The 26,766-nt window shown below is 70.1% G+C and carries 5 protein-coding genes and 1 tRNA gene (1 of these 6 cut by a window edge); 3 read left to right on the top strand and 3 right to left on the bottom strand.

Features of this window, described 5'->3' with window-relative positions; genetic code table 11:
* Positions 1-101 precede the first annotated feature (101 nt).
* Entirely contained in the window at positions 102-1,070 is a 969-nt protein-coding gene (locus OWM54_RS40315) for a hypothetical protein (protein WP_267700772.1), read from the top strand.
* 896 nt (positions 1,071-1,966) lie between these two features.
* Positions 1,967-2,503 carry a hypothetical protein gene (locus OWM54_RS40310; protein ID WP_267700771.1) on the top strand — a complete coding sequence of 179 codons (537 nt, stop codon included), beginning with the start codon at positions 1,967-1,969 and terminating at the stop codon, positions 2,501-2,503.
* 1,042 nt (positions 2,504-3,545) lie between these two features.
* Here the strand turns inward: OWM54_RS40310 and OWM54_RS40305 are convergent.
* Together OWM54_RS40305 and OWM54_RS40300 are read right to left on the bottom strand one after the other, a co-directional pair.
* Positions 3,546-5,084, bottom strand: a complete 1,539-nt coding sequence (locus OWM54_RS40305; protein ID WP_267700770.1) for a hypothetical protein — start codon at positions 5,082-5,084, stop codon at positions 3,546-3,548.
* Between the two features lie 547 nt (positions 5,085-5,631).
* Positions 5,632-5,705: transfer RNA gene (locus OWM54_RS40300), tRNA-Arg, on the bottom strand.
* A gap of 492 nt (positions 5,706-6,197) precedes the next feature.
* Here OWM54_RS40300 and OWM54_RS40295 point away from each other — a divergent pair.
* The gene (locus tag OWM54_RS40295) at positions 6,198-6,653 is read left to right on the top strand and encodes a hypothetical protein (RefSeq protein ID WP_223783649.1); all 456 of its coding nucleotides are present in this window, start codon (positions 6,198-6,200) and stop codon (positions 6,651-6,653) included.
* A 51-nt stretch (positions 6,654-6,704) separates the two neighbouring features.
* On the opposite strand, the gene OWM54_RS40290 is transcribed toward OWM54_RS40295, so the two are convergent.
* Positions 6,705-26,766: the 3' portion of an IPT/TIG domain-containing protein gene (locus tag OWM54_RS40290; RefSeq protein WP_267700769.1), read on the bottom strand. Its footprint extends 12,017 nt past the window's final position; 20,062 of the gene's 32,079 nt are visible here — the last part of the coding sequence; its start codon lies off the right edge, out of view; the stop codon is at positions 6,705-6,707.

Raw genomic sequence — 26,766 nt, 5'->3', positions numbered from 1 at the left:
CCCGAAACGCCCCCTATCGCCAGGAACAGACAGCCATGCTTGCAAATGATCGAAGCACGCCCGGGCTGAGCCGAATCGAGAACGAGGAATACCGAGCCCTCGTGGAGCGTGTCCTTGATGCGGGTTGCCTGCGGAAGCTGCTTCAGGTGATTGGTGCGAATCCAAGCGCCCCCGCCGACCCGCGCTATGTGCCGCGGGTGGATCTGGCGAGCATCGACCGTGAGGTCGCCACGATTCAGGCGGAGATGGACGCCCGCGGGTTCATCGGGAAGGGCCGGATGGTCCGCACCCTGGTCTACATGCGAGCGCTCATGGTGCCCACGGACAATCCCGCGTTGGGCCTGGCGATCAGCCGACTGTGGGTGCTGGGAACCTACTGTGATGACATCAGCGAGTACGAGCCGGAGAACAGTCTCTGTCTGCTCAAATGCGGGCTCAACGTCAAGCAGCCCCCTTCGCTCCTGGCGGACTACTGCGACCTGGCCTTCGCCGAAGTGGCGCCCTTCTGCGATCCGGGGTTCCTGGCACTCTTCAAGTTCTATTTCTACCAGGGCTTCGTGGGGACGCTGTTCGAGGCGGAGCAGCACCGCACGGGCACCCAGTACATCAGCAGTGGATCTGAGTACATCCGCGTGATGAACGGGTTCTGCGAGTTCTGGTTCATCACGCTCCAGTTCTCGGACACCTGCCTGACGTTCTCGGAGAACAAGCTGTTCTGGCTGGAGATCATGGACGCCATCATCATCTTCGTGCAGACGGTGAATGACGTCTTGTCCGTGTACAAGGAGGCCGTCTCGGAGGTCGATTTCGCGAACTCCATCTTGTACAAGCGGTCCGTGAAGAAGCGGGTGCCCTTCGTGGAGGTCACCCAGCAGGCCGCCGACGACGGGCTGGCCGCCTACAAGTTCATCTTGGCGGCGGCCCCACCCGGGGCGGAGCGGATGCGCTCACTCCTGGAGAACTACATGAAGGGCTACATCTATTTCCACATGTCCTGTGAGCGGTACGGCTGGAAGGATGTGTTCCCGGAGCTGACGTACTTCGAGGACGTGTCCGTCCAACCTGGATAGGGACTTGCAGCCGAGATGCATGGACATATCCCGGCACATGACTGGCGAAGCAGCACCAGAACAACCAAGCGCCGATGCCAGGGCATCAGAACTTTCCACCTCAACCACAAGCACCCATTCGTCAACTCCAGCACACCCAAACCCCGACAACAGCAGAACCGCACCCCACGGCCTTGCCCTTCACATGTCCGTCATTCAGGCTCCACCCAGACACAAACGAAGTGGAGGCCGCAATGACAAATGTTGGACTGCGCCGTTATGTGTTGTGGGTTGGGATCACGTTGATGACCGCGTGTGGAGGCCCCCTCCCGGAGGAGCAGGAGGGAGTTGAGGCGCCCCCCCGAGAGGAGTCGTCCGAGGTGGTCGAGAAGCCAGGTGCGGACCTCGCGTGCTTCGAGTTCGCGGAAGCCTGCGTTCCCGGATGGCGCACGTGCGAAGTCCGTTGCTGCGATGGAGACCTGGACAGTTCCTACCAGATCTGTGGCAACTGTCTGGATTGGGCTCAGGGCAGGTGTAGCAACCACGGTGGCGTTCGGCGCGTTCGCTGGTCGCCGTAGCCCACCGACTCACTCCGGACGGCAGAGCCACGCCGTCCGGAGCAGTCAGACAAAGGCTGGACATCCAAGGGCGCGGAGGACTCGACCTGGAGGATGCGGCGCGAATCGGTCGAGCAAGAAGCACACGCTCCCCCCTGCATGTCACACACACCGGGTTTCAAGCATGCCGAGCCCTCAGCCGAGAGCATCGGCAAGGCTCGCTTGTGCTCCTCAACCTCTCGATGGTCCTTCCCTCGCCTCGACTCCGTGCTCTCTCCCAGAAACCTGGGATGGACACCCCCATCGTTCACAGACAATCTCCCAGCACCCCATCGCCGGGCTCCACGCAAGGGAGTGCACATGAACCCCCCACCCAAGCTCCAAGCAGTACTGAGTGTCATTGTGATTCTCTTGGCGTTGATGCTCCCCGCGTCCGCCAAGGCACAAGCGCCTCTCTCCACGTTCATCGCCAACGAATTTCACTACCGCTGCATTGGATGGGGGTCCGCGCCCCTCCTTCCCATAGAGACAAAGAACTGCGAGACACCTGCGCCTCCCTTCTGGACGTTCTCTGGAATCCCCGGAGAAGCACACAACGTCGTCACGATAAAGTCAGTCAAGCTAGACGGCTGTCTCGAAGATGGGGACAGGCAGATATACTTGCGAATCTGCAACAGCAGCACACAGCAGCGATGGATCATTCAATCAAATCCGAGAAGACCAACCGCCCCAGGCATCAAGGGGATTCGCATCTGCAGCAGGCTCAGACCCAATTACTGCATCGACAACTACCACAGCCTCAGCGTCAGGATGTGGGAGTACAACTACGCCTACCAGCAACAATGGAACATCTATGAATCCGTCTTCAATCAAATCTGCCCCAACTCGAGCTGCTGACACCTGATTGGCCACTCAGAGGAGCTACACTCCAGCAGCGGCCCACTCATCCCCTTACCCCACGAGGGCTCATCTTGAAATCGCACCATCCAACCTATCTGACTGCCGTTCTCCCTCTCTGAATGACGACGCCTGCGGCGACCATGCCGCCTCGCGACGTTCAACAGCGTGGCCGCGTGGGTTCTAGAGGAACTGCTGCAGGAACGTCGAGCCGCCACTGCGTCTGCGCTCATCACCCGCTTCGAAGGTGCTCGCCCAGCCCTCGAGAAGGAGGGCTGGCTGCGAGTCGGGCTCCGGGACCGTGCGACTGGAATCGAGCTGACCCTTCGCGTCTCCGACGTGCCAGGCGCACGACCCTACGAGCTGTTGAGTCCGGAGGAGCGCGAGCGCATGCTGGAACAGCACGTTTCGCTCCCCACCCCTCCAGCCCGATTCGTCAGGGACAACAGGGAGACGGACGCCCCGGTGTTCGGGAGCGACCCGAAGGGCTACCGAGTCGATCGCCACCGGAGCCCCTATTCGCAGCCTTCACACTGAGTGCTAGATTCCGCCACTGCATTACCACTGCAACGGAGGGGAATCCATGAAGTTGCTCATGACTGGTGGTCTGCTGGCGCTTGGATTGATGTTCGGGTGTGGTGGGCCCGTCGATGACACCGAGAACGCGTCGGAAGCGCAACTCGTTGAAATTGAACAGAGCTATCACGCGCCCGCCATCTGCGGAAAGACTGTCACCTGCCCAGCGGGAATGCAGTGCTGCGGCTCTCCCGCGCGCTGCGTGCCAAATTGTGGCCAGGGAGGAGTGGACTAGCCGGATGGGAGAGGGCAGCCCGCTCTGAGGCCATAGCGAGCTGCCCGCCACTACTGGCCGAACGTCCAGCGAGCGCCGATGCCGGCCAGCCCAGCACCGCAGAGGCCGTCTCGCGGATGGATGGGAGCATCGCCGCGGTGATCATGGAGCGTGAATGTCATATCTGGGCAATCTCATGCTGGGACCAGGGAGACTCCTTTTCCTCGTGGCCCAAGGCCTTCGCCCCGCGCGTCACCGGGGGGTAGACGCGCCTGTTGGCGCGAGACCGCTGCTTCCTCGATAGAAGAGCCAGTGGCTGTTGGCGCCGCCACTGCTGCAGCCATTGGCGGTCGTGTAGAACGTCATATGGACGACCTTGTCCCCCGGCGCAAATGGGTTGAATCGCACGATGGCGGTCCTGCCTACATCCGTCGTTTCAAACGACAGGACCTCGGCGCTCGATCCCGTGGGCTCCCCCAGGAGCCAGTACCCACCGATGCCTGGGCTGGTCACGGAGGCCCGCAGCAGCAAGCCATTCGTGCCGTAGGTCCAACCGTAGAAGTCCGTCCCGGTCACCAGTTCCACCGTCCTGTAGGAGCCTGCATTGGTCTCGAAAGTGAGGGTTCCGTAGGGCCGGGTCAATGAGTAGGGGCCAGAACGGACCCTCTTGGTGAGGGTGCTGGTTCCACAGGCACCGGAGATGGTCGCGGTCAGGTCGACATCGCCGATTTGAGGACCTCGAGCGAGCGTTCCAGTGTTGTTGCCGTGGGTGGTCGCCGTCGCCAAGGTCGGGTTGCTTGAGTTCCAGACGACGGAGGCACCACAAGGCAGCCCTGTAACTCGATACTCCTGGGGTGTCGCGGCGCAAAGGATGTCGGGGCCTGTAATAGCCATCGTGGGGTAGCCAGAGTTAGCCACGCTGGACCGATAGGGCCCATGAGTGGTGCTCCCGGCCTTCACCGAGACGGCGATGCCCGACTGAGCAGCTCCGCAGTTGGGAGTCAACGTGAGGGACGGTTCGGAGGTCGTCAGCGTGGCCGGTGCTGGTCCGCCCTGGTGGAGCCAGCCATTGCTCGCCGAGCCAAGGTCCCACTCGTACGCCGTGACGTTCGGAATTCCTCCGAGGTTGTTCACAGTGAAGGTCCGCGCCGACGTGTCCCCGCACGCCAGGGCGATGGACGCAGGGGTGAGGGAGAACACGGGAGGAATCGTCTCCGTAATGGAGATCTTGTTGATCAAGACCTGCGTCGACTTCGTGCTGGAGCCCTGGGTCGCCAGGACGAAGAGGTAGTCCAGGTCCTCGCTGGCGGTCCACTCGGTGAGGGGGTAGTTGCTGGCGGTCGCCGAGCTGATGTAGGCCGCCCCCACGACATCATTCAGCAGCATCGACCAGCGGTCCGCGCCAACGGGCCCGCAGCTCGTGGGTTGGGTCTCATTGGGCGCAGGGAGCGACGTGCGCACAGAGAAGATGAGATGGGGGCTGGACACAGGATCGTCTGAGATCTTCGACGCAGTCACCGCGAGGGTGTACTTGCGTCCGGCCTTGAACCCGACCTTCAGGGCATAGGCCGTTCCCAGGTTCGAGGCTGAGGTGTTTCCTGCCTGGGCTTCGAGGATGACAGCGCTGCCATTGAATCTGGCCCCTCCAGAGACCGGGTAATGAATGATGTCGTTGACTTTCGCAGGCGTCGCGAGATTGAAGACGTTGCAGATGCCGGTCGAGAGTCCGCTTGAGCTGTTGTAGGTGATGGTCCTCTGCGCGAGGGCGCTTGAGGTCGTCAGCAAGGCCACGAGCGCGAGTGTCTTCGCTAGGCCCCACGGAGATATGCCTCTCATTGAATGCTCCTGGGAGGGGAGGATTCCGAGCTTGAGCGAGAATGTGATTGATGTCCAGGTCCAGCCCTGCTCGAAATGTCATCCTTCATCGACCTTCGATGTGCAGCTGTTCTCGGATAGCATGTCGCGGAGGGCAGCGGCATTCCTGAACTCCCGCTTCCGTCCGAGTCGTGGAGTGGGTCCGAATCAAAGTCTTCGATGCGATGGCGCGGGGGCTTCCCGTGTCCGAGGCGAACGAGCGCCAGGTCGCGCAGTTCGTCAAGCAGCAGCGTCTGCCCTACCCGTCTGTCGGTCCGGATGTCAGGCATTGCGCTGACATCCGGACGGGAGGCTCCAAGGCAGCGCGAAAGGCGATGGTTCCTGGACCGGTGGTCCTGCGTTGGGCGTTCCAACTCGCCGCCGCGCAGGCCCAACGCCACGTGGACGCCACGCCGGGAGCCACTTCACCGGCGACATCCTCCGCCGCCCCAGGAAACCGCTGGGGTTCCAGGAAGTTGGCGAGTGACCCCGACAGGAATCGAACCTGTGGCCTGCGGTTTAGGAAACCGCCGCTCTATCCAACTGAGCTACGGGGTCGTGCCAACAAACGCCTGAAACAACGGCGCTTTCTAGCAAGAGCCCCGGGGTACCTCAAGCACCACGTACGTCCCCCCTCGCCCGGCTGCCCAAGCGCACCGAATCCGGTCGAATTCCGGCAGATCGACACCGGGTACGTCCCTGCTGGACCCTACGTACGGGTTCGCGGCACCGACCGCCAGGGCTCCGTCCACCCATCAACAGATCGCCCGTCCACGCCGTGGGCCACGGGACCCGGCGTGAACCGCGCAGAGGCCGGGCGCCCCCACATTCCTGGGATGGACCTGCCCGTGAGGCCTCGCTCACGCTGGGTCTCCACCCAGGAGCGTCACCAGCGCTCAGTCCCTGGAGCACCCGCCAGGATTCCCGGGGGAAGGCACCATGCTGGCTCCACTGACGCTCGCGTTGCTCCTGCGCCACCTCGTCGCGGCCTGGTTGGGGCGTCGCGACGCGGATGCCCCCGCACCCACGCAGCCCCTCGAGGAGTCGTGAATGCAACCAGGACCGTCCTGCCGTGTGGCACTGCTCTCCACCCTGCTCGCCCTGACGGGCTGCGGAGGCAATGCCGCCCCCGAGGCCCTCCCCTTCGCAGACGACCGCTTCCTCCTCGACGACGCGGGGGGTGACCCGGATGGCGGAGCGTCCGAGGACGCGGGAGAAGAGGACGCAGGCGAGGAGGACGCGGGCGAGGAGGACGCCGGGAGCGAGGATGCGGGCAGCGAGGACGCCGGCACCGATGAGGACGCTGGAACGGGCGGCGGCCCCACCAACCCTGGCGGCCCCAACGGCCCGTACATCTGCCCCTACTTCCTCAACGTCGAGACGACCTATTACAGCGACGGGTACTACACCTACTCGGTCGGCACCGACATCTGCCGCTGCGGCGTGGGCTACAAATCCGGCGTCGAGACGAACTGGTACCTCACCTTCGACTTCGGCCACTGCTGAACGACGCTCCGGCCCGCGCTCCTCCTCGAGCGCGGGCCGTGTTCCCTCCACTCACTCCTGTCGGATGCTGAGCTGGAAGCTGCCGACGTCCCAGTCGCTGTAGCCATCCACGACGATGGAGATGGCCTGACCGGCCGCCAGCGGCATCCGGACCTCCGAGATGCCCTCGCCCCGGTAGTTCCCATCACACGTGAGCACCTGCCTCGGCTCGCACGTGCGCGGGTACACCGCCACCACCGTGCCGATGCTCGAGCCCGCCGTATCAATCACATACGAGCCCGCCGCCGGCGCCTCCCAGAAGAACACCTTCTCCGGCGCCGAGGAGGGATAGCGGCACGCCGGCACATCGTGGTCGATATGACCGGCCCCCGACGTGCTCCCCGCCGTCCAGAGGGGCAGCGCCCCCGTCAGCGTCACCCCCTCCACGCCCTGGCAGTTGGCGCGCTCCGTCCGGCCCGAGGCCGCCTGACAATCCGCGTCCTGCGGATAGTCCACGTCCCCGTCGTCGTCGTTGTCCACGCCGTCGAAGCACGTGGGCAGCACCGCCGGGTCCACCTCGGACTCGTCCTTGGGCGAATCGCACCCCGGCTCGCTCGGGTAGTCCACGCGCCCGTCACCATCGTCGTCGCGCCCGTTGCTGCACGCGTACGGCATGTCCACGTTCAGCGTGAAGTCCTGCGGGCCGTAGCTCTCCAGGACGACGACCACGCGCTCGTTCGCGGCGAGCGTCACCTCGCCCATCACGCCGTCCGGCCAGTTGTTCCGGCTGCACTTCGCGACGAAACCACCCCGGCAATTCTCCTGGCGCAGGGACAGGTAGAGGTTCGAGCGCCCCTCCACCGCGAACCGGTACGTCCCCGCGATGGGCGCCACCAGGTCATAGGCCACCGCGTTGATGGACGCCCCGCTCACCCCGCCACACTGCGCCGCCACGTACCGCTCCGCCCGCGCCGTCTTCCCCGCGAGGGCCAGCGGCGCCGTGGGGAGGTTCTGCGCCGGCAGGACCTGTCCACACGCGACCTCGTCGTCATCCGCGGCGCTCGTGCAGGACGGGTCTCCCCCCGGCGCCAGGGCGAAGTCGATCAACCCATCCGTGAAGCCCACCGGCTCGCTGTCCACCGAGTCGCCACACGCCGGCACCGGGGTCGGGTCCGTCTCGTCATCGTCCATCGGACTCTCGCACCCCGGGTCGTACGGGAAGTCGTTCTTCCCATCCTCGTCCGAGTCCTCCCCGTCCGAGCACCGGGGCAGCCGGCACTGGAACAGCGTGGAGGACACGCCTCCCCCTTCCAGCTCCTTCGGCCGGCAGACCTGCGTCTCCGAGCACTGGAACCAGGGCTGCAGCGGGTCGCATGCGGCGTCGTCATCGAGCAGGCCGGACACGTCGATGCGTCCCAGGCCCGTCCCCTCGACGACGGCGAAGACCACGCCTGCCTCCGGCAGGTACGTGTAGCCGGTGACCTGCGCTTCCGACGCCACGTCACAGGTCCGGGTCCGCGAGTCCAGCGCGCACGCATCCCGCAGCGAGATGCCCTGCACCTGCGGGTCTCCCACCACGAAGACCGACCCGGGCCCCGGCACCCGGATGCCCACCACCCGGTCCACCTGCCCCGCCGTCGAGCAGCTCAACCGGTGGTCATCCACGGCCTCGGTGAAGTCGAGCGGCAGCACGGCCCGCGGCTCCAGGCCCACGCTCGCCTCCGTCGTCAGGTCGATGGGCGCCTCGCAGCTCTCCCCCTCACCCGACTCGGACGTCCCGGCCGCGCTGCCACACCCCGGGTCCTCCGGCCAGTCCACCAGACCGTCCCCGTCGTCGTCATCGCCATCCGCACAGGCGGGCTGCGGCAGCAGGTCCGTCTCGTCGTCGTCCTCGGGCGACTCACAGCCCGGGTCGCTCGGGTAGTCGTAGACCAGGTCTCCGTCCGCGTTGTTCTTGCCGTCGTCACACGCGTTCGCCTGGCAGCGGTACACCGGTGAGCCATCCGGGTCCTGCTCGTCCTCCTGCTCGCCGCAGACACCGTGGCCGCAGACGAAGTTCGCGTTCCCGGGCGTGCACCGCGCCCCGACCCCCAGCACGGCGCTCGCCAGCCGCAGCCCCACGCCCGGCCCGGAGTTCGGGAAGTAGATCTTCGCGTCCTTCGACAGCGGCCCCGTCGTGAGGCTCGTCACCGCCGTCGTCCGGCACGTGGCGCGCTCGGGGACCGGCGTGCAGCCCTCCTCGCCCGTCATGTCCTGGATGAAGAACGCCAGCGGCAGGTAGTAGCCCGAGCTCCCCGACACCTCCAGGCGCTCGACCGGGCCATCGAACGGCAGCGACAACCACGTCCCGCTGCCCGAGCTGGAGCCATACCCGCAGGGCTGCTGCACCGTCGTGGCATGCGCCACGTTCAGCGGGAAGAAGTCCACGCCCGTGGGAATCGTGATGGAGGACTGGCACGCCCCGCCCCGGTCGGACGGATAGACAGGCACCTGGAGCGGCGCGGACGTCGCGGTCGCGCCGAGCCAGTCCGCCGCGAACGACGTGACGGTCATCGTCCCCGGGGCCGACGGCGTGTGCGTGCCCGTCAGCGTGTAACCGGAGTACGGACTCACGTCGATCCCACCGTTGCCGCCCAGCGTGACGCTGTCCGCCGTCAGCGACATCAGGGCGATGCGCTTCTCGTCGTAGACGGTCGCCCGCACCTGGATGGGACGGCCGGCCAGCGCATAGCTCTCACGTGAGGAGAGGTAGAACCACGGCGCGCGGTTCACCGCGACCTGGTGCGTGGCCTCGATGGACACGGACAGCCCCCGGACGTCGGTGAGGTCCGCCTCGAGGTGCAGCGCACCCGCCGGGAAGGCCCTGGACGGAAGCGCCACGTAGCAGTTGTTCGTGCCAGAGCAGGTCGTCGACGCGGTGAAGACCGCGCCCGTGGAGTCGGTCACCGTCAGCGACACCGACTGGAGCCCCACGTCATCCCACGCGCTGACCCCCGCCTCGACGGGATGGTCCGCGACCAGCTCCCGGCCCCACGGCCATGAGCCGAAGTTGAAGGTGCCCTCGGGCACCTCGTTCTCGCTGATGTTCAGCTCGGTGTAGCGCCGGCTCTCGTGGCCCATCAAATCCCGGGCGACCACCATCACCACCAGGGACGTCTTGCCCTCCAACACCGGGTCCGACAGCAGCGGGACCGGGAAGGTGGCCTCGACATAGCCGTCGGTGCTGGTGGCCAGGTGCTGCGGCGTCCCGCCTCCCACGATGTGCGTGGGGCTCACCCAGGTCGCGCCGTAGATGATCCACGCGCTCACCGTGTCCAGGTCTCCGTCCACGTCGCTGGCCTCGGCGCTCATGTTCGTGGACGTCCCCTCCGCTCGCGTCTCGTACATCGACACGTACTCGATGTCCGGCAGGGCCACGGGCTCCAGCAGCGTGTAGCTGCGCTCACCCGTGTCCACGCGCTGGCCCAGGGTGTCCTCCACCACCAGCCGCAGCGTCACTGTGTCTCCCGCCTGCTTCGTCGGGAACTCGAGCAGGTGCTCGAAGCCGTGCTCGCCGCCCTGCGCGTCCGAGGCGCTGCTCGCGACGACCACGCCGTCCACGGAGAAGCGCAGCACGGACGGCCCGTCGTCCCACGCCGACAGGTAGAGCGGGTTCTTCGCGGGGCTCGCGAACAGGCGCGGCGGCAGACCCGACAGCAGCGTCGGCGGACTCGACGAGTCACGCACCTGGAGCGGCAGGGTTCCACGCACCGACTGGCCCAGGGCGTCCACCACGTCGACATGGACCTCGGGGTTGCCCACCAGGTGCGCCGGCAGCCGGGCGACCCCCGCGTAGTTTCTCGGAGCGCCCACGACGGGCGACAGCACGCCGACGAACACGTCCTCCATGCTCACCGTCACGGTGTACGGCCGGGCGCCGCCGGACACGTCCACCCGGACCGGGACCAGCTGACCGCTGGCGAACTCCTGATAGGCATACGGCTCCTGCATCGACACCCACAGCGACTCCTCCTCGGGAGCGCTCACGCGGATGACCTGGGCCTCGGATTGCGCCTCGGCGCCGCTGGCGGTCCGTCCGCGCACCTGGAGCAACCACTCCGAGCCGGGCAGCGCCGACTCCGGCACCCACCACTGCCCCGACACCGCTCCAGTCTCCAGGTGCGCGAAGGGCGCCCCGTCCACCCACAGCGTCGCGCTCCCCAGCCGCGCCCCGGACGTGCGGGCGTCGAACAACACCAGCGTGCCCGGCTCCACGATGAGCGGCGCGGCCGCCAACCGCAGGGTCGCCGAAGGAGGCGCGAGCTGCGCGGGCGCCGTGAACACCGACAGGCCCTGGAAGCCCCGCGCCACGACGACCTGGTCGCCGGCCAGCACCGCGTCGCGCGCGTCCGGCGCGTCGAGCGTGGCCCTCAGCACGGGCGTATGGGACGAGACATCCCAGAGCTGCACGTCCTCGTCCGTCGACACCAGCGCCAGCAGGCCCACCATCCGGATGCGGCGCACGGCCCCCTCGGTGGGCACCGTGCCCACCTCGCGCAGGCTCCCCGCCGCGTCCAGCGTGTACACGCGGAAGCCGTCGTCGTTGCCCGCCAGCAGTCGCTGTCCCTCCAGCGCCACCACGTTCGCGGCCTGACCGGACACGCTCGCCCTCCGGAGGATGTCTCCGGCGCTGTCACGCTCCGCCCAGGTGAAGCCCAGGGGGCCCTGCGCGATGACGGCGCGGCGCTCATCACCCGCCACGTCGAGCGTGGGCCCCTGCAGGTCCAGCTTCTTGATGGACTCCACCGTGGGCAGGCTGGCCGTGGCGAGCACTCCGCCGCCCACCGTCCACAGCCGGCCGGTGCTCACGGCGAACCGCTCCACGCTCCCGATGCTGCCCAGCCGGCTTCCCCGCGTGGAGTCCACGGTGAAGGCTCCCGTGCTGTTCGCGTCGGTGTGCACGGACAGCGTCGCGTCGTTCAGCAGGAAGGTGTCCCCGCCGAGCCGCTCCGTCTGCCGCACCGCCTTCAGCGTGGTGGACACCGCGCGATTCAGGACCGGACGCGACGGGTCGGCCAGGTCCAGCAGCGACGCGCCCCCCAGCCCGGCCGCCACGACGACACCCCGCCGCGCCGCAGACACGCCCACCACGGCATCGGTCGTGGACCAGCCATCGCCCAGCATCGGCGGCTGCGTCCCTTCCGAGACCCGGTCGACGAGCTTCAGCACCACCAGCCCCCGCGGGGTCGCCGCCAGCAGTGCGCCACCCGACACGCGCAGCGAACGGGCCGCCACCGGCATCTGCCCCAGCACTCGCGGCGCCGTGGGCTCGCGGAGGTCCACCACGCGCAGCACGTCGTCGTCGCCGGCCACGTAGGCCAGGCCCCGACTGACGGTCAGCGCCCGCGTCCCGATGCCCAGCTGCGCCTCGCCCAGCGCCACCATGTTCGACGCGCCCAGGTGCACCACGTGGATGCCCCGCGCGGTGCCCACCACCGCCATGCCCCCCTCCACGTCCACCTGCCGGACCGTGGACTGCAGGCCCACGGACATGGGCCCACCGCAGCAAGGCACCGACTCCGACTCCACCTTGTGCGAGTAGAGCGTCTGCGCGGACGCGTAGAACAGCCGGTCGTTCGACACGCCCAGCAGCGGCGTGTTCAGCCACGGGTTGTAGCGCTCCACGTACCGCCGCAGCTCGGGCGCCGAGGGCTCCGTCAGGTGCACCTCGTCGACGTTGTACGAGGACTCGTGCGCCACGAAGGCCCGGCTCGACGCGCCCATCGACATCACCAACGACGTCTCGTGCCGGCCCACCACGCGCGGGGCCTCCGGCCTCGACACGTCCACCACCCACAGGCCGCCCTGCTCCACCGCCACCAGGGCGTGATGTCCCTGGACCACCAGCGAGCGGGGCGTGCCCTCCACGCGCACCTGTCCCACGGGCGTCACGGTGACGCCCTGCGCGTCCTCCACCCGGAGACCCACGGCCACTCCCGAGGGCGTGGCGACGAGGACCCGGTCGCCGAGCACCGCGAGGTCCACCGCGTTGGCGAACATGCCCGCCACCGTCACCGCGCCGTCGGACAACACCGGCGCGCTCACGGTCCGCTCCCGGAACGCCTCGCCGACGCGGCCCTGGAGGTCCTTCACCCAACCCTCCACGCGCAGCACGGTGCCCGAGGGCGTGCCCACCGGCACGGTGTAGCTCAGCGCCGGCCCACCCGAGGCCACCAGCGCCCCGCCCAGCTTCACGCGCAGCACCTGCTCCGCCAGCGGCAACGTCCCATCCGCGGCCACCAGCTTCGCCGTCACCGTCGAGCCCGCGGACACCTCGGTCCCCGTCGGCGTCACCACGATGTCGGAGATGGTCGGGTTCGACACATCCTCCAGCACCAGCACCTGCGTGCTCGCCACCGACTCGCGGCCGTCACCATCGACCAGGCGCGCGGTGATGAGCATCTGCGCCTGGACCTCTCCCTGGGCCAGGTTCGGCATCCGGGGCGTGGCCACGGTGGCGGGCGAGACGATGACCTGCTGCTCCGTCTGCGTCATCGTCGTCCTGCCCACCGAGAAGCTCACCGTGTACCGCTCCGGCGCGCTCACCCCGCTGCCGAAGGCCATCGTCACCTGCACCGGCTGGCCCTCGACGACCTGGGCCACCGCGGGAGTCAGCGTGAACGCCGTCCCCACCGGCTGGGGGTTGGTGAAGACGAGCACGGGCGTGGGCGCGGAGATGGCCGTGTGGACGTCGTCCGTCGCGGTCGCCTCCACCGTCACGCCATGGCCCACGCCGGTGCCCACCATGGGCACGCGCAGCACCGCCCGCAGGAAGGGCGCGCTCACGGTGACGCTGTCGAGCACCGTCGCCCCATCCTTCAGCGTCACCGTCACCTGCTTCACCCGCGACGGGTCCACGAACCTCGGGACCACCGTCATGAGCGTGCCCTCGTACACCTGCGCGGGCGCGTCCAGCGACACGAACTCCGGGCCCGTCGTCGGCGGCGTCAGCCCCACCTCGACGACCTTCGCGTCGGACCTGCCCGCCTGGTCGAACACCGACAGCTCGAGGCGGGCGGTGGCCCCCGTCAACGGCAGGTCCACCGCGGACGGCAACCGTCCGTCCAGCACCTGCACCGTGCGGCCGTTCACCTTCAGCACCGAGACAAAGGCCTCGAAGGTGTCCGCCTCGTCGGTCATGGACGCGGTCAGCGCCAGGCGGCTCCCCGCCACGGCCGTCGACGATGCCACCTGGAGCGACAGCTCGGGCCTGGCCGGCCCACGGACCAGCGGCAGGCGCGCCACCGTCCCGGCCTCCGCGGACAGGAGGTCTCCCGCCGCCAGGACCGCCGCCCCCGTCAGCGCGGGGAAATCACCCACGCCGACCGGATACGCACCACCCGACACCGGCTCCGAGCGCACGTCGAACACGCGCACGCCCAGGTCCGTCCCCACCGCGAGCCACGGCCCGAGCACGGAGGCCGAGCGCACCGGCGCATCCACGCCGGCCCCCGTCCCCTGCTGCTCCAGGAGGCTCCCGGCTTCCTCGAAGCAGCGCACGGTATGGGTCCCCATCACACAGGCCTGGTCCGCGCCCACGCCCACGACGAGCTGCCCATCCGACACGGGCGCCGACGCCTTCTGCGTGGGCGCGTGCGGCGTGGACAGGTCCAGCGACACCAGTCGGGTGGACTCGAGCACCAGCGCGCGCGTCCCGTTCGCCGACAGGGACTTCACCGGCGCTCCGGACAGCCGCGCGGCGAGCGCACCCGAGGCCGTGAGGACCTCCACGCCCTCGTCCGTGCCCACCATCAACAGCGCGCCACGCACCGAGGCCAGCGCCGTGGGCGTACGCCTCACGGGCACCGTCGTCACCGTCAGGTCGGGCAGCGACATCAACTCGATGACGCCCGCGCCGTCGCGACGCACCGCCACCGCGAGCGAGTCCTCGACAAAGGCCAGGCCCACCGCTCGGCCCTTCACCCGACGCTCGGCCAACACCCCCAGCGCGCCGCGCGAGCGCAGCTCCACCAGGCTCTCGCCCGCCGGGTCCTCACGCACCACCGCCCACGCGTCGCTCCGCGCCGCCACCGCGATGACCGGCAGCGACGGCTCTCGCACCACGGACGCCTCCGTGCCCGCGAACACCGCCAGCGTTCCGGACTTCGTGCTCGCCAGCCGCTGCGAGCCCGTCTCCAGCGCCTCCACCCTCGCCACCACCGGCGCCGACTCCGGCCCGGACGGCAGGTGGTACACGCCCGGCGCCGTCTCCGTGAGGGCGACCGCGCCCACCTGGAGCGAGGGCACGGGCGTCATGTACCCCGCCTCGGCGCCCACGCGCAGCGACGAGCCTCCCAGCCACATCGGCCCCACGGGGCGCGTCGCGACCTGGATGACCGGGTCCGGCAGCGCGTTCACCACGGAGAAGAAGCGCACCAGCTGCTCGCTCTGGAGTCCGTCCACGTCCGTGGCCACCGCCCGGACGGGCACGTAGTACGGCGCGTCCTTCACCAGCACGGGCACCTTGAACGTGTGCCGCCACGGCGCGTTCGTCAGCGTCACCGACTGCGTGTCCATCTCCAGCCGCACGGACGCGATGCCGGCGGGCGCGCTCACGTCCACGAGCACGTCCACGAGCGCCCCTTCCGCGAGCGTGTTGCCCACGGCGGGCTCACGCAGGCTCACCATCGGCCGCGTCGCGCTCGAGCTCGCGCCCAGCACGGTGACGTCCACCGTCGCCTCCGCGTCGTTGTCGCGCGCGTCGTAGGCCCGCAGGCGCAGCTTCACCTGCGTGTCCTGGGACACGGTCGGCGCCACCCAGCGCACCGCCCCGGGCACGCCCGTGAACGAGGCGACCTGCTTCGCCGCGCCGGTCCCCACCAGCTCCTCGATGATGACGCGAGCAACGCGGTTGTCGTCCGTCACCTTCACGCGCAGGTCCAGCCCCGCGCCCGAGGGCAGCTTCGCGCCCGCCGTCGGCAACAACCACGCCACCGTCGGGTCCTGCACGTCCGGCGTCACCGTCACCTGCAACAGGGCGGGCGGAGACGTCTGGCCCCGCGAGTCCGTCGCCACCGCGACCAGCTCGTGGACCTCGCTCGTCGAGCCCGACAGCGTCAGCGGGAGCGACTCCGTCAAGTCATGCAGCTGGCCCGACAGGCCCGTGACGCGCCGGAACGGCTGACCGTCCAGGCTGAGCTCCAGGGCGTTGAGGGCGTCGGGGTCCTCCGCGCGGACCACCAGCGGGAGCGTGCCCCCCTCCGTGCGCTCCACGGCGGACAGCGTGGGCTCGAGGAAGCGCACCGAGGGGACCCGGTCATTCGTCAGGAAGACGGTGGCCGACAGCTCGGCGTCGTTGCCGCTGGGGTCCGTCACCCGGGCCACGAGCGTGGACTGGCCGCTGGGCGGGATGCTCCGCCACGTGTAGCGGAAGTGCGGCGTCCAGCGGTCCACGCGCGACACCTCCTCGCCGTCGATGAAGAATTCCATCTCCAGATTCGTCCCGCTGGCGTCCGTGCCTGACACCGCGAAGACGTACTCCGTGCCGATGCCGAGCGTGGCGTTGTGCACGGGCATCGCGCGGCCGACGAAGGCCAGCGCCACCGTCGGGTCGATGGTGTCCTGGGCGTAGTAGTAGTGCGCGTCCGGCGAGGCCTGGACGTTGCCCACCAGGTCGTAGACGTTCTTCAGCGTCAGCTTGTAAGCGCCGTTGGACGCGAGGGTCGGCGGAGTCGTGCCGCGCGTCACGGTCAACGTCGAGCCCGACACGCTCACCGTGCCCGGCAGGACCTCACCCGTGGCGATGTTCGTCAGCACCGCGGTGGTGGCCGACTCGCTCCCCGTGTGCATCCGGATGGGCTCGTCGAACGTCGCGCTGAACACCTTCTGCGCGAGCGGCACGGCGCCCACGGGCGCGTACACGGGCCGCGAGGTCGGCGGCTTCAGGTCGCCTCGGGAGAGGGACTCGGGCAGCACCAGGCTCGCGCCGGGCTGCGACAGGTACAGCGGCACCCAGCCCGCCACTCCGGCGGGGACCTGGACATCCACGCGGGTCGACGTGAAGCCGGACAGCTTCGCGGCGGGAGCACCCGGCGCGAAGCGGACCTCCAGGCCCCGGGTGAAGCCCGTGCCCTTCAGCGTCACCCAGCCCCCGGCGAAGTCCAGCCGGTTCGGGGTGACCTCCGACACGGTGATGGGGGCCGTGTAGACGAACCCGCCCGGGACACGCGCCTCGTCACCACCGTCGACCACGCGCACCGTCACCGGCCCCGCGAACAGGGTCGACGGCGCCAGCACCCGCAGCTCCGTGCTGCTCGCGGTGTGCGTCGGGTCGGCCTCCGCCCGCGTCGCGCCGAAGTACACCTGGGACGCGGCGGAGAAGCCCTGGCCCGTGAGCGTCACCACGGTGTCACCGGCCACCGGCCCGTGGTCCGGGCTGATGTGGCTGACGCGCACGCCAGCTTCGCCGGCGCCGCCCTTGAACGAGAAGGACCAGGGGCTCAGCACCGTTCCGCCACGGTACGGCGTCGCGCCCAGGGTGACGCGCGCGGTGTAGTCACGCGAGGACACCAGCGTGTCCTCGGGCAGCGCACGCACCACCGAGCCCGAACGCTCCACGCTCGCGAGCACCTCCGTCTCCCCTTCCAGCAGGAGGATGGAGGACTGCGCCGCCACCGTCAGCGGCAGCTCGCTGGCCAGGGACACCTTCACCGGAGCCTCCGGCGACAGCGCGCCTCCCGGAGGCGGCGACGTGTGCCGGACCGTCGGATACGGCAGCGTGTCGAAGAGCTGCGTGCGCGAAGCGCCCGCGAGCAGCGCGATGCCGTCTCCCAGCAGCGCCTTCGGCAGCGACGACACCGTGTGCATGAAGAACGTGCGCTCCACGAAACCCGGCGCCGTCGTGGTGTCGATCCACGCCGCGCGGTTCGTCCCCGCGGCCAGCAGCCACGGGCCCGCGAGCGCCACGGTGCGCGGAGTGCTCGTCGACTCATCCGCCGACGTCCACGAGCCCAGCCGCCTCGGGAGCTTCGGGTCCAACACCTCCACGACATGGGCCGTGCGGCCCGTGGCCACGGCGATGCGGCTGCCATCCACGGCCAGGGCCTGGGCCACGCCCGCCAGCCCGCTCACCACGGAGAGCGGCTCCAGCTCGCCGTCGCTCAGGTCTCGCAGCTCCATGCGCGACACCTGGCCCTCGTCCATCAGCACCGCCAGCGCCTCGCCCACCACGCCCAGGGCGACGACCCGCGCGGGCGCCACCGAGTGCTGAGCCACGACCACCAGCGCGTCCCGGGTCTGCGCGCCCTCGCGCAGCTCACCGAGCACCACCAGCTCGCTTCCCCCCGCCACGACCACCGTCGTCGCGCCGGGCCCCACGGCCACCGTCGACAGGGGCGCGCCGGTCACCAACGGGACACGGTCCAGCTCCTCGGGCGCGCAAGGCACACCCGGACCGCTGCCACAGGTCCCCAGGTCGTAGCGCACCACCACGTTCGTCCCGAGCAGCACGGCGCGGTCGCCCGACACCGCCAGCGACAGCGCGCCTTCCACACCGGCCACGCGGCCCAGCTCCAGCTTGTTGCCGGACGTCGACAGGTCGATGGCGACCAGGTCCTTGTCCCGCGCCTGCAGCAGCGTGGTCCCCACGAGCGCGCTCGCGGCCCCGCCCACCGTCAGGCTCTCGCGCTGGGCGAGCGTGAAGGTGAAGCCCGCCACCAGGGAGCTGCCCTGGGCATTGCCGCCCGAGCCCGTCTCCACGCGCACGTCCACCGGACCGACGATTCCATCCGGCACCGTCGCCGTCAGCGTGCCCGACACGTCCACCGTCGTGGTGAGCGCCGGCACGCCGCCGAACGTCACCTTCGAGCCCGCGTAGAAGCCCTCGCCCGACAGGCGGACCTGCGCGCGGCTCATCGTCTCCGCGAAGGCCGGCTCCACCTTCGTGAGCTTGGGCACCGGCAGGTAGCGGTAGGCCCCCAGCCGAGACACGGAAAGGCCATCCGGATTGATGACCTCCACCGCCGCGGCGCCCGCGACGCCCGGAGGCGCCAGGACGGTGATGACCTTGCCCCCCTGCGATACCGCGCAGGCACCCAGGGACGTCGCGCCCGCCAGCTGCCCGCCGATGCGCACCGTGCAGCCGGACTCGAAGCCCGTGCCGTGGATCGTCAGCGTCTCACCGCCCGCCGTGAGGCCATACCCCGGGCTCACCTCGCCCAGCGTCGGGCGCTCCACGGTGTTGCGCGTGGCCGTCTGGAAGCGCACCTCCGTGTCCGCGCCCAGCGCGCCGCCCTGCAGGTCCGAAAGGCCGGCTCCGACCTTGAGCACGTAGCGCGTGCCCACCGTCAGCGCGGACGCGGGGATGAACGTGGCCCTGGCGCCGCCCTCGTCCGAGCGGGCCTCCACCGTGCCCGCCACCGTCTGCGGCGACGCCGACAGCGTCTCCAGGCGAAGCTCATCCAGCGTGTCCGTGCTCGGCAGCTCCGACAGGAGCACCGCCGGGCGCGTGCCCACCGGCACCGTCTCGCCGTCCTCGGGAATGGAGCCACGCACCTCCAGGTGGTCGAGCATCACCGAGGCCAGGGTGCCGGCCAGCTCGCCGCGCCCGTCGTCGGGAGGCTGCACGGGCAGCTCCACCGCGCGACCGTTCTTGTCGAGCACCAGCGTGCTCACCATCAGGTAGCGGTCCATCATCGCCAGCGACGTGGCGTCGCCCTGGACGAGCGCATGCTCCAGCGGCGTGACAGCCCCGGCGTGCGTCACCCGGAAGCGCTGCACCTTGCCGCCGCCCGACGCGACGTACGCGATGCCCGCCGCCACGCGCGTCTGCTCCGCGGAGACGCGGCCACGGCCCGTCACGTCCGCCAGCACCAGCGCCCCCAGGAGCACCGGCGCGTCCGGCGTCTTCACGTCGATGATGGACACCTGGGCCTTGGCGCCGAGCGACACGAAGGCTCGCGAGCCGTCCATCGCGATGTGGCGCGCGGCGCCGATGAGCGCGTGCTCACCGACCTGCGCCAGGTCTCCGCGCCGCGCGTCCAGCACGAGCAGGCGCGTGCCGCCCGCGCCCTCCGTGGCGGCGAGCAGGTGGTGGCCATGCAGCGCCATCGCCGTCACGCCGCCCGGGATGAGCCGCTGCGACGTCAAACGGGGCTGCGGGTTCTCCGTGGTCCGATAGGCCCGGATGCCCGAGGCGTCCGCCGCGTAGAGCATGTCTCCCGCGGCGGCCACGCCCACCGTGGCCCCCGTTCCCGGCAGCGTGTACTTCACGCTCGCCGCGGAGGGCCGCGCCACGTCCACCACCTTCACGCCCGCCGTGCCCGCGGCCACGTAGAGCGTGCTGCCCTGCTTCGCGAGCTGGTACGCCCCCGACGTCCCGCTGTCGGTGAACATCACCCGGGCCATCTGCCGGACCGCCGTCTGCTCGGAGAGGTCCGCGATGTACAGGCCGCCCTGCGACTGCGCACGCGAGCCGCCACCCTCCACCGCCGCGCCGTTGGGCCCGGTGACCTCCACCTGTCCGCCGATGGCGCCATACAGCACGCCCCGGTCCACCAGCACCTGCCGCAGCGGAGGCGTCTCCAGCCGCGCCATGGCGCCCGCGCCGTAGAGGAACGCGTCGGGCCGCACACCCTCCTTGATTTGCGTCCCACCCGAGTGGATGGGCAGCTCCAGCCGCGCCGTGAGGTCCACCAGGCCCGCGCCGTGAGGCGGCGCCACCGCCGTGGCCTCGTTGGCCGAGCGCACGTGCACCGTGAAGGAGCGCGCGTCACCGAAGAAGACCTTCATGTCGGGCAGGAAGCCCGTGCCGCGCAGCGCCACCTCGACGCCGCCCTGCTGACCCGAGTTGTCGGGAACGGGCGCGCTCAACTGGAGCGCCTCGCGGTAGGTGAACGTCCCCAGCCGCGTCGCCGTCATGCCATCCGCGTACCCCACGCGCACCGCCGCCGGGCCGGAGTTCGTCGAGGGAGGAATGCGCACGGTGAGCGCTTCCGTCTCGGAGTCGTACACCACGTCACCCGCGCCGGTGATGGGCGTCTCGCCCACGAACACCACCAGCCCCGGGCTGCCCAGGTTCGTGCCGTCGATGCGCACCGTCGTCGTCTCGGTCTTCAGGCCGCTCGACGGGGTCAGCTGGGTGATGGAGGGCCGCGCCCGGCCCGCCTTGTCCACCTTGAAGCGGAAGTGCACGGGCGTCGCCAGCGGATACGTCAGGCCGGCCTCGGTCAGCATCGACCGCACGCCTCCCGCCGTCAGCGACACCTCGACCTCCTCCTCCGGCTCGAAGACATGGCCCGCGTCGGGCGTGAAGAACAGGGACGACGTCCTCAGCCCCGTCGCCTCCACCCTCAGCGTCCCCTGCACGATGCGCCCCGTCGGGTGGGCGTCGGAGACGGCCTCCACCACGAGCGCGCCCGGCTGCAGCGTGTTGAGCGCCACGGGCATCGTGAAGTCGATGCGGACGTCCGTGCCCACCGGCGCCATGGCCCCATCCGCGGGAGCCGAGCCCACCGCGAGCAGCTCCGAGGACGGCACCTCCACGACGCTGCGATTCTGACCGCGCGTGGCCACCCACAGCGCGCCGCCGAACCACGTCAGGCCCGAGCCCTCCGCCTCCAGCAACGTGGACTGGAGCAGCTTCGGCTGGCCCTCGTTCGCCGTCGTCACGTCGAAGACGTACAGGCGCGTGCCCACCGTGACGTAGGCCCGGCCGGCGCGCACGGTGATGCGCGCGCGCATCATCTGCTCCAGCGTCGCGTTCGCGTCGACGGTGACACCGCCCACCCGCGCACCCGCGCGGTCATGGATGGCCAGGCGCAGGCCGTTTCCACCCGAGGCGTTGATGTTCGACGTGAGGACGTAGAAGCGGTCCGGCCCCAGGTCCAACGCGAGCCCGTCCTCCGGGTACAGCAGGATGGCATGGTCGAACTCGGGCTGCGGTCCCAGCAGCTCGAAGACCTGGATCTGCCCGCTGGGCACGCCGGGCTGGGTGATGCTGACGTACGCCATCGAGCCCTCGATGCGCACCCCTGTCGCCAGGCCACCGGTGTTCACCCGGCCGGTGATGTACGGCAGCCGGCTCCTGCTCGCGTCCACCACGGTGAGCCCCGAGCCCTCGGCCAGCAGCACCAGCGAGCCGCTCACGTCCAGCCCGTTGACCGGGTTGTCCGTCCGCACGCCGCCCAGGCGGATGGGACGCTCCTCGAGCGTCACGTCGAAGATGTCCAGCCCCACCGCGTTCGCCGGTCCGCCCACGCCCACGTACAGCGTGTTCCCGGAGAGCCGCAGCTCGGAGATGCTCTTGGGCGGGTAGCCGGGCAGCCCCAGGTTCGAGCCGAACGGCAGGTCGTAGGCGAAGGTCGCCACGTTCCACGTGTGCGTCGTCTCCGGCGTGGAGCCCGGGCGCACCAGCGTCACCGTCGCGAGTCCCGGCGCGGTCGCCGCGGGCACCGTGAAGCGCACCGTGCGCAGGTCGACGATGTCGACCGCCTCCGCCTCCAGCGACTCGCCGAAGCGGACCTTCATGCCGGGCTCGAGGACGGACTTGTCGAACGTCAGGGTGGCGCGCGTGCCCCCGCCCACCGGACCGTGGTTCGGCGAGAGGGTGGCCACCGCCTGGCCCGGGTCATCGACGAAGAAGAGCGCGAAGGGCAGCTCGGACCTCGGGCCCCCCGGGTGCTTCACCGACACGTCCACGGGGCCCGCCTGCGCCGCCGCCCTGGCGGTCAGCGACATCCGCGTGCCGCTCTCCGTCACCAGACACGTGCCCGCCACCAGGGCGCAGTTCACCACGTCCGTCCCCACGCGCACCTCCTCCGTGCCCGTGAAGCCCGAGCCCGCCAGGGTGATGCGGCCGCCCGTGGTGCGCGGCAGCGAGGTGGGCGACACGGACACCAGCATCGGCACCCGGGCGTTCGCCTTGCCTGTCGTGAAGGTGGCACGGAACTCGGACAGCAGCCGTCCGGCGCGCTCATCCGTCACGTCCTTCGTGAGCACCAGCGTGTAGTCCTCCTCGGGCTTCAGCGTGCCCTGCACGGTGGCCTTCACCGTGTAGTGCCGCTTCGCATCCACGCGCTCCACCGTGAGGTCCAGGGAGACCGGCTGGCCGTTCGCGCCGAGCGCGGGCTGCCCGTTCTCGCCCAGCAGGTACACGGAGCTGGGCGTCACGCTGGGCCCATGCACGGGCCGGTTGAGGCGCACCGCCAGCACGGGGCTGTCGGGGGTGATGATGGCGCCACGCTCCGGCGAGACGTCGGTGACGAAGGAGAACGGAATCTCCAGCTCCGTGAGCTTGTCGCCCCCCGCGAGCAGCAGCCGGTCTCCCGCCAGCGCCGTGTCCAGCGCGGACTCCGTGTTGCCGCCACTCACCAGCTCCGGCTCACGCGGGTTCGCCACGTTCACCAGCACCACGCCGCCATCCTTCGCGGACACGAAGAGCATGTCGCCCACCAGCCGCAGACGCTGCGGCTGACCCGGCGTGTTGGAGAGCGTCTCGTCGAAGTCGATGCGCAGCGACTCCAGCTCCTCGGCGGTCGCCGGGTTGCTGATGTCGATGAAGAGCAGCCCCAGCTCCGCCGCCGCGACGATGGCCGTGTCGCCCACCACCACCACGTCGGTGAGGTTCGCGTCGTAGTCCAGCCGATTCACCACCGAGGCGTCCGGGCGCGCCGAGTCGTAGATGACCAGGCTGCCGCGCGGGCCCGCCTCGGACGACTTCGCGTGGTACGTCGTGCGCTGACCACCACCAAGGCCTCCGCCGACGGAGTACTCGGGCGGCGGGGGCAGCGCGCCCTCCGGGTTGTTGCAGTAGTGCACGCCCTCGTGGTGCCCCGTGGCCACGAACAGCCGGCCACCGTGCACCGTCATGCCGTACGGCTCGCCGCCGGGGCTGAGGCTGCCCACCAGCAGCGGGTCCGCGGGGTAGCGCGTGTCCATCAACCGGAGGACACCGCCGTTGCCCGCCGCGGGCTCGAAGCCCTTGCAGGGCCCCGCGTCCGGCGGAGGATTCGGCACCATCTTGTTGAAGGCCACCCAGCTGCCCATGGGCGTCGGCAGCAGGCGCGTCGCGAACTCGGGGTCCGCCCAGCCTCCGAACTTCGCGCGCCCCAGCTCCGTCATGGCGCGGTCATTCGCCGTCGTCACCGCGAGGCCCGACGCGCCGTTGGCGATGAGGACCTGGCCCGGCAGCGTCGCCACGTCGAGCGAGTCCGCCGTCAGCTCCAGCTCCGGCCACGGCGTCTGCGCGGGCAGGTAGCCGAACAGGATGGCCTGCAGCAGGTCCACCCGGGCCGGGTTCGGGTTCAGCGTCTGGCCAATCGAGGCCAGGGCCTGACCGGGCATCCGCACGTCGAACGTGGCGGCCGTGAACGCGTCGAAGAAGTACCCCTCGTCGACGTGCGTCCCCTGGAACTCCTTGCGCTGACGGTTGCCCCGGATGGAGGCACCGGCGGCGGAGTACAGGTAGAGCGGCGAGTCGAGGTCCGCCACCAGGGCGCGGGTGTTGAAGTCGCTGACGGAGACCACGCCGTCCGAGGGCAGCACGGGTCCCGTCGCGTTCTCCGGACGTCCACGCTCCAGACCGTAGCCCACCTTGCGCGCCAGGCGCACGTCCTCGAACAGGTCCGTCCCCGTCTCGGAGCCCCGATTGTCCGGGAGCTGCGACGTCACGCGGACCTCGGCGAAGCCGTCCTCGCCGAACGAGCCCAGGGGCGCCGTCAGCGTCAGCTCCTCGGTGGACACCACCTGGACACCCGTGGCCTGCAACGTGCCGACATACACCTTCGGCGGTCCGAGCGCGCCATAGGCCCACGCCGGCAGGAAGCCGTCACCGCGCAGCCGCATGGGGCTGCCGCCGAACGGGTTGAGGAAGCGCGGCGTCGCGGCCGAGAGGAAGAGCGGCGCCTTGTACAGGAAGCCACCCGCCCTGCGGTCCCACAACCCCGAGCCCGACACGAGCACGCCCGCGTCGTTCACGACGCCGTTGATGACGACCACGTCCGCGAGCCCCGGCTCTCCGCCCGGGACCATGACGACGAGCCGCTCCGACGACGCGGGCCCGTCCGACGGGAGCACGGTCGCCTTCGCGCCGCCAATCAGGACGGTGGTCTCCTCCGCGAAGTTGCGGCCCAGGATCTGGACGAACGAGCCACCCCCCGTGGGCCCCACGCGAGGCACCACCTGCGAAATCTCCGGACGCGCGCCGTCGTCGGCCGCGGCATCCAGCACCACCGAGAACGGCGTCAGCAGGTGCTGGCCGTCCGGCGTGAGCAGGTCCGTGGACACGGAGAGCTGCAGCACCGCGCTCGGAGGCAACGGCATCTCCGGACGGAAGCGCACGAGCACCGTGCTGACGGGCTGCTCCGCGCTCCCCGCCTCCAGGTCCGCGCCGGGCGCATCCGGGCCCAGCCACTCCACGCCGTCCACCCTCAGCGACACGGCCTGCTTCGCGCTCTCCGGCGTCACCGTCGTCGAGAACGACAGCATCATCGAGGACAGGCCCAGCGGGACGACGTCGCCCGACTTCACGCTCGCGGAGACCAGCGTCAGCTCCGCCGCCTGACCGAACTCCAGCGCCCAGCCCGCGGCGCCACGGTTCCTGGCGCTCACGACGCGGCCCCCCGCCACCGCCACCCGCTCGGCGGCGCCACCGTTCGCACCCGCGACGTGGTGCATCAGCCGAGGCGCCGCCAGGTTGCTCAGGTCCACCACCGCCACGCCCGCCGCGCCCACCGCGACATAGGCCACGTCCCCCACCACCCGCACATCCGAGGCGAAGCCCTTGAGCACGTCCGTGCCCACCGACGCGCCCCGCTGGGGGGCATCGGGGTTGGACACGTTCACCAGCACCAGGCCCTCGTTGCCCGCCGCCACGACGGCCCAGTGGTCCCGACGCAGGCGCACCCGCTGGACATCCAGCGCCAGCGAGCCCCGCTGCGACGGACGCTTGTCCACCCGCACCGTGTGCAGCTGGCCCCCGGTGAAGCGGTGCCCCGGCGTCCACGTGCCGGTCCCCACCACCGCGAGGCCCTCCTCCACGGCCAGCGCGCTGACCTCGGGGGCCAGCGGTGACTTCAGCGTGTGGAGCAGGAACGCCGCGTTCGTGATGTCGAAGCCGAGCAGACCGCCCTTGCCGGCCGCCGTCAGCAGCCGGTCTCCGCGCAGGTCCAGGCCGAAGGCCGCGCCGTCGCCGGCGGACGTGGTCCGCACCAGCTGGGGCCGCGCGGGGTTGGAGATGTCCAGCTCCAGGACCGTGGCCGCCGAGTACGAGCTCTGGCCCCGCATCGAGCCCGAGCCCAGGAACAGGCGGTCATTCCACTCGGACGCGTACGCGATGGAGAGCAGGTCCGCGCCCAGGTAGTCCCACTTCCCGATGATGCGGTCGTCCAGCCGGTCGTTGTCCTCGTCGATGAGCTCGCTGCGGCGCTCGGGAGGAATCGGCGTCCCGGCCAGGCGCCCCTTCAGGTAGAGGCCCGACAGGTCGACGATGCGCAGCCCGCCCGCGCCCACCATGTAGACGTGGTCGCCGATGGCCACCATGTCGCGAATCTCGCCCTGGAACGCCACCGAGGCGTCCGTGGGCTGGTCGAAGATGTACGCATCCTCGAGCACCGCGGGCGCAGCGCCGTCCTGGACCACCGACACGTCCACCGCCCCACGAAGCCCGTTGGGCGTGTACGCCTCCAGCCGCTTCATGCCCAGCACGCGCACTCGCAGCGCCGGCGTGGTGCCGAACAGCACCCGGACGGTGCCGCTGGTGGAGAAGCCGTTGCCCTCGAGCACCACCTTCGTGCCGCCCGACGACGGGCCGCGCCCCGGCGAAATCGAGACCAGCGACAGCGGCCGCGTGTAGATGAACGCACCCGCGCGTGTCAGCGAGGTGCCCGAGAGGTTGCGCACCTCGATGGCCACCGCGCCGTCCACCGTGGACACGGGCGTGCGCACGGTGACTTCGTTCGCCGAGAAGGACTGGATGTCCGCGGGGAGGCCGCCGATGCGGACCTCCAGGCCCGCCTCGAAGCCACGCCCCTTCAGCGTGACGAGCGTGCCGCCCGCCACCGGGCCCTCGCGCGGCGAAATCGTGTCGACCACCACCTGCCGCGTCACGGTGTCCTTGGACGTCCGGAACTCGGTGACGAAGCGCCCGGGCATGAGCGAG

Source organism: Myxococcus sp. MISCRS1, from assembly GCF_026626605.1.
GTDB classification, from domain to species: Bacteria; Myxococcota; Myxococcia; order Myxococcales; family Myxococcaceae; genus Myxococcus; species Myxococcus fulvus.
Note: the sequence above shows the minus strand (reverse complement) of the source record. Positions and strands in the feature narration are given on the sequence as shown.

Excerpts from the sequence above, each read along its gene's own strand:
- OWM54_RS40310 (WP_267700771.1), top strand. The coding sequence starts at position 1,967 with ATGAACCCCCCACCCAAGCTCCAAGCAGTACTGAGTGTCATTGTGATT.
- OWM54_RS40295 (WP_223783649.1), top strand. The coding sequence starts at position 6,198 with ATGCAACCAGGACCGTCCTGCCGTGTGGCACTGCTCTCCACCCTGCTC.